This is a genomic window from Rhodococcus sp. R1101 (assembly GCF_000278445.1).
GTDB classification, from domain to species: Bacteria; Actinomycetota; Actinomycetes; order Mycobacteriales; family Mycobacteriaceae; genus Rhodococcus; species Rhodococcus gordoniae.
Map to the genome: position 1 here is coordinate 1 of NZ_AJVB01000306.1, position 4,507 is coordinate 4,507.

Below are 4,507 nucleotides of genomic sequence, written 5' to 3' on the forward strand. Positions count from 1 at the left end.
CCCGTCCCGATACAGCGAGTCCTGACAGCCGTGTCGATCCTGGCCTGCCTGCCCTATCTCGCTCTGAAACTGTCCTGGCTGAGCGGCTTCGATGTAGGTCTCGGTCCTGCCGCGACGGAGTGGGGCACCACGATGTGGGTCATGAATCTGGGTACGGCGGCGATGGACTCGTACGCCGTGTTCCTCGCGGTCGCGTTCATCGCGTCGTGGCGCCGGCGCGTTCCGGACGTGGTGATCCTGGTGCCGATGTGGATCGCATCCGGTTTCCTCGCGGTCATCGTCGTCGGTCTGCCCGTACAGCTCGCGCTCGGAGTCGACGCGACCGCGCCGGCGGAGGAACCCGTCGTACTCGAAACCTGGGTGTGGTCTGTGGTCTACGCAGGCTTCTTCGCGCTCGGCGTCTCGCTGCTCACGAACTTCGCACTCGATGCACGCGCCCACTACGTGCCTCGAATCCGTCGTGCCTCCGGCGACGGCCGCATACTGCTCGTCGCAGCCACACTCGCCTGTGGTGTCATCGCCTCGAAGATCATGGGTTTCGTCGAGTCGGGTTTCGGTGGCACGGGTGTCGCCGACGCGACTCTGATCGTGGCGGCTGTTGCGATCGTGCCGTCCCTCGCCTACGTCCAGCGGCGCGGGAACACATCGGCGGCGGTGTGCGTATGGTTTGCCGGTGCGCCCTTCTTCTCGATAGGGACGTACACGCTGGTGCTGACGGTGGTGCCACACGATCTCGCCGACATCCCCGGGCATGCCACGATCAGTGGGGTACTCATGCTCGCGCTGGGACTGGTTGCGGGGTGGACGTTGCACAGCATGCTGGGCCGGCCGGTCGTGCTCGACGGCCGCCGAACCGGCCCGGAGCCGACAGGACGGACATGAGAATTCGCCCGAATGCGCTCAGCTTCCCCACATCTGCGCTTCGTCCGGGGTGCACCGGGTGAGGAAGCAGCAGAGCGTCATTCCGCGCGGGCCACGCCCCAGCGAATTACTTCGAGCGGTCCCTCCTCCGACGTCGGAGGTTCGAACCGCTCGAAGTACTCCGTCGCCGTCCGCTCGGTCAGCGGCCAATCGTCCGCCCACCTCCCGTGCCGGTCGCCGAGCCGGCCCAGGATGGTCTCGAGATCCGTCGCGATGTACACGGTCTCCGGCACGATGCCCTGCGGTGCGAGCAGTGTGCGGAACTCGTCATGTTGTCGCCGGAACCAGAATCCGAAGTCGAGCACGACATCGTTTCCCGCCGCGACAAGGCGCAGCAAGCGCGCCTTCAGATCTGCCGCCACCTCGGCAACGACGTCGGCGGAGGGCATCGTCGTGATCCCGCGATGCCAGAACTCCACCTCATATGACAAACGCGTCCAGCCCTCGTGCTCCAGGCGCTTGGCGTAGGTGGTCTTGCCGGCACCGGCCGGCCCGCACATCATCAGGACGCGAGGTCCTCGCGTCCTGTTCGCTGCCACTGGGCCGACGGTACACACCGCCACTGACATCGAGACCGGTACGCTCCGCTCGTCGCTGATCCGAATCGGATCGGACACGACACAATCCACACGCCCCGGGTGTCGGGGCACCGCGTCAGGTGGAGGCTTTCTCGGGTCTTCGGTGACAGTCTGCCGAGCACCGCGCTTCCGATGATGCCGACGACGATCATGCCTATTCCGACGGCGTCGGGTACCGAATCGGTGACCCACCCGAAGATCCCTGCGACCAGCACGAAAGTCGGCAACCAGTCGATCAGCTTCAGGATGGACGGGGCAGGTTCGGACTCACCCTGCGTCGCCGCGAACTTCGCGCCGGCGTAGTCCGGATAGAACTCGGTGAAGGAGACCGCGAAGAAGATCGCCGCGAGCTGGAGCACCCAACCGGTCCAGAAGTTGCCCGGGTCGCGCATCACGGCGTCACCGATGAGCCCGACGATGGCGGAGAAGGTGAACGCACCCGCCCAGACCGCGGAAATCACATAGTTGATCTTCATGAACAGAGGAGACGTCCAGTAGTCCTGGGGCGTCTCCTCCTTCGCATAAGGAAGGGTGAACGGCCTGCGCGCGATCAGGGTGGTGAAGACGAACACAGCGAGCGCGATGTTGGTGAGTTCACCGGCCCAGATCTCCATCCAGTCGATCACCCCGTCCGATGCGATCAGGCCTACCGCGGCCAGCACGACGAAGAACGCCGCGCCGAACACATCGAGGGCGTGAATCTTCACGCCGCGGCGCATGCCTGCCCACATCGTCAACAGGACGAGACCGAGAGCGAAACACACCGCTTCTTCGAACCGTCCCGGGGCAGACAGGACGGACATGAGGATCCACGGTGCGATGCCCGACAGTGGTGACCGGAGGTAACCGTCGACGACCTTGGTCATGCCTACCAGCGTATTTCGTGGAGCCGGGCACGTCGGATCTTTCGGAGGATCGAGCAGGAATCCGCTCGACCGCCCTCAGCCCTCCGAAACCGGCGCTTCGTCCAGGATGCGCCGCGTGACGAACCGGCGTTCGGCGCCCGACAGGGGGTCGACGAATTCCAGTTCCCGCGCGAGGAGTTGGAGCGGGAGCGAATGGTCGTCCGGTGTCTCCGGCAGCAGGACGGGATACCAGTGGTCGCCGAGGATTCCGATGCCGAGCGCCGCCAGATGCACGCGCAGCTGGTGCATGCGGCCGGTGTGCGGGCGGAGAAGGGTGTGCAGAACGGTTCGTCCCGATCTGCTCACGCCCGACCCGAGCACCTCGAGCAGCGTCTCGGAGTTGGGTTCGCGGGTGTCGTCGACGACGACGCGCAGCTCGCCGCGGCGCGCCTCGATGTGATTGCGGTACAGCACGGGTACCGGACGTCCGGCGATCCGCGGCGCTGCCGGATCCCACTCCGCCGGAAGAGCCGATACCGCCTCGTACACCTTGGTGACCCGGCGCTTCTCGAACAGTGACTGGTAGGCGCCGCGGGTTGCGGGCCGGGCCGAGAACATCACCAGTCCGGCGGTCGCCCGGTCGAGGCGGTGGATCGGTGTCAGATCCGGGTTGTCGAGACGGGTCCGTAGCCGGACGAGCGCCGACTCGCGCAGATACCGTCCACCCGGCGTGGTCGGCAGGAAGTGCGGTTTGTCGACGACGACGAGGTCGTCGTCGATATGCAGGATCTCCTCGTGGAACGGCACCGGTTCCTCGACGGGCAGATCGCGGTAGTACCAGACGAATCGGTGCGCTCCGAGCTCGGTGCTCCGGCCGATCGGTTCTCCGTCGATCCCCACGATCTCGCCGGTGTCGAAGCGGCGGTAGAGATCGTCGGCGTCCAGGTGGTCGAACCGTGCGACGACGTACTCGGCGACCGTCGCCCACGGGCCGGAGGTGGGAACACGCAATCGCGTGGGCCCGACCCCGTTCCTGACGGGCAACGGCGAGGACATCGGCACGTGCCCCATCCTCCCATCGAACCGGGAACGGGTTGCGCCTCGGGTGAGGGACGGTGCTGCGGGGATGCGTCCGGGAAGCGGCGCAGCGTCTCGTGCACGCCTGCCGGGGACGGCCGACACCGTTCTGCCACCATGTCCGCATGACTGCACCGGCCCGGCTCGGCATCCCGACCGGCACGCTCGCGCTGCTGGCCGCCCTGTACTTCGCGCAGGGCCTGCCGTACGGGTTCTTCACCCAGGCGCTTCCGGTGGTACTCCGCGAGTCGGGTTTCTCGCTGATCGCGATCAGCGCGACCGGCGTGCTGTTCGCGCCGTGGGCGCTGAAGTTCCTCTGGGCGCCGTACGTCGATCATTACGGAACCCGGCGGCAGTGGCTGCTCTCGCTCCAGCTCGCGGCGTCGGCGGTGTCGTTGATCCTCGCGTGCCTCGATCTGTCGTCGACGCTGCGGTGGCTGCTCGTCGGCATCGCGGTGGTCAACGCACTGTCGGCCACGCAGGACGTCGCGACCGACGGCCTGGCCGTACAACTGCTCGGACCGAGACAACGCGGACTCGGCAACGGCATCCAGGTCGGCGCGTACCGCATCGGGATGATCGTCGGCGGGGGAGCGCTGCTGTGGGTGTTCTCCCTCGCGGGCTGGCGCAGCCTGTTCCTCGCGATGGCCTTCCTGCTGGTGCTGACGACGATCCCGGTCTGGCGGCTGCCGCGCACGGAGCGACCGGCCACGCCGGATCAGGAGCCGAGGAGTGCGACCCGCATGACCGTCGCGTGGTGGGCACGTCTGCGCCGCCCCGGGATGCTCGCGTTCATCCTGCTCATCGGCGGTTTCAAGTTCGGCGATTCGATGGGATCGGCGATGGTGGGGCCGTTCATGTCCGACTCCGGCCTGACCCTCGGGCAGATCGCACTGGTCAAGGGCGTGTTGTCGTCGGCGGGCGCACTGGGCGGCGCCGCGCTCGGTGGATGGCTGTGTTTCCGGCGCGGCCGCCGCCAGGCCCTGCTGATCGGCGGCGTCACCCAGACCGCGAGTCTCGCGCTGTATGTGGTCGCGTCGCTCGGTTACGGCGGATTCGGGCTCATCGTCTCCGCGAGTCTCGCCG

General features: G+C 67.1%; 5 protein-coding genes. 2 read left to right on the plus strand and 3 right to left on the minus strand.

From position 1 onward, the window contains the following. The coding region (locus R1101_RS29280) for a hypothetical protein (RefSeq protein ID WP_232284772.1) at positions 1 to 882 on the plus strand (882 nt) is incomplete at its 5' end. Between the two features lie 77 nt (positions 883 to 959). Here the strand turns inward: R1101_RS29280 and R1101_RS0116560 are convergent. The 3 genes from R1101_RS0116560 to R1101_RS0116570 all read right to left on the minus strand — a co-directional run bounded on the left by R1101_RS0116560 (position 960) and on the right by R1101_RS0116570 (position 3,415). Then, the gene (locus R1101_RS0116560; RefSeq protein ID WP_232284773.1) at positions 960 to 1,460 is read right to left on the minus strand and encodes an AAA family ATPase; all 501 of its coding nucleotides are present in this window, start codon (positions 1,458 to 1,460) and stop codon (positions 960 to 962) included. Further along, positions 1,424 to 2,365, minus strand: a complete 942-nt coding sequence (locus tag R1101_RS0116565; RefSeq protein ID WP_016934495.1) for a hypothetical protein — start codon at positions 2,363 to 2,365, stop codon at positions 1,424 to 1,426. Before R1101_RS0116565 ends, R1101_RS0116560 begins: the two co-directional genes overlap by 37 nt. Before the next feature lie 75 nt (positions 2,366 to 2,440). Then, entirely contained in the window at positions 2,441 to 3,415 is a 975-nt protein-coding gene (locus tag R1101_RS0116570) for a pseudouridine synthase (protein WP_016934496.1), read from the minus strand. Positions 3,416 to 3,546: 131 nt separating this feature from the next. On the opposite strand from R1101_RS0116570, the gene R1101_RS0116575 reads away from it, so the two are divergent. Then, the coding region (locus R1101_RS0116575; RefSeq protein ID WP_016934497.1) for an MFS transporter at positions 3,547 to 4,507 on the plus strand (961 nt) is incomplete at its 3' end.